A 1,151-nucleotide genomic window follows, 5' to 3' on the forward strand; every position below is an offset into this window, starting at 1 on the left:
CTCTTTTTTTATATCCTCTTACAACCTATTTTTAAACATAACTTCTATTCAGTCGTGGCTATTCAGTCGTGAGCTATTCAGCCTTTAGTCGATTTTTCGCGGGAAGTCCCTTTGGGGAGGTTATTTTTTGGAAAATTACTCTTGGGGAGATTTCCTTTTTGCCCTTTCGGCTTTTTGCGTATTACCTCAAGCCTTTCGCGGTAAAGCTGCCCTATTTCGGCTCCAAGGAGAAAAGTAATTGAAGAATAATAGATCCAGAAGGCAAGCACAACCAAAAGGGCGTATGTGCCGTAAATCTTATTAAGTGTGGCAAAATGGTTAATATAGTACCCGAAAAGCCTTTTTGCCACTTCCCACAAAATTGCAGCCCAGAGGGCACTGAGGGCCGGTACCCTGCGCCCCAGCTTTGCGTATGGTATTAAAGAATAGAATACATAAAATGTCAGATAAATGGCCAGAAACGACACGGTCGATATCATCATGTGCTGAATTGCATTCATCTCCAAAAAGCGCAGAACGGCAAACTTATGCGTATAATCCTTCAGAATGTCAATTGCAGGAAGTATAATAGTTGAAAAGAGGACCAGGACAATAACAATCAGTACCATGCCGAAATCGCGCAGTTTACCAATAATTGCGCTTTTGTCGTCCCTGCCGGGGAAGATCTTATTCAGTATGGTACGCATACTGCTGAAAAGTCCGCTGGCAGCAAAGAAAAGGCCAAAACCTCCTATGTACCCTGCCATTGTCTTATATTCAATTACTTCTTTAATCCTGGAGAAAATGACATCCTTGGCGTATTCGGCGTATTCGGCGTACGGGATTACTGTATAGATAAAGGTATTTATCTGACCTTCAACCGAAGTAACGGCAAGTATATTTCCAAGAATGGAAAATATGATCAGCACGAAAGGAACAATGCACAAAAACAGGGAAAATGCCAGGCCGCTTGAATAAAGGAACACGTGGTGCTCATCTATCCTGTAGTACAGCCCCCAGAAATAGTGCGACACAAATTTCCTGAAGCTGTGGTTTTTCTGCAGTCCCGGCAAAGCCCGTAGTTTTTGCAGAGTCTTAAATCTTTCGAGCAAATCAGATTGAAGCATTCATTACTTTGGAAATTGAGTTGTAATAAAGGTCAATTAAGTTGT

Annotated in this window: 1 protein-coding gene; it reads right to left on the bottom strand. The window is 41.9% G+C overall.

Annotation, left to right across the window (positions count from 1 at the left end; genetic code table 11):
- Positions 1-77: 77 nt before the first annotated feature.
- Positions 78-1,106 carry a YihY/virulence factor BrkB family protein gene (locus HF312_21685; protein MCU7522812.1) on the bottom strand — a complete coding sequence of 343 codons (1,029 nt, stop codon included), beginning with the start codon at positions 1,104-1,106 and terminating at the stop codon, positions 78-80.
- Between the last annotated feature and the right edge of the window lie 45 nt (positions 1,107-1,151).

The organism is Ignavibacteria bacterium, assembly GCA_025612375.1.
Taxonomy (GTDB): Bacteria; Bacteroidota; Ignavibacteria; order Ignavibacteriales; family SURF-24; genus JAAXKN01.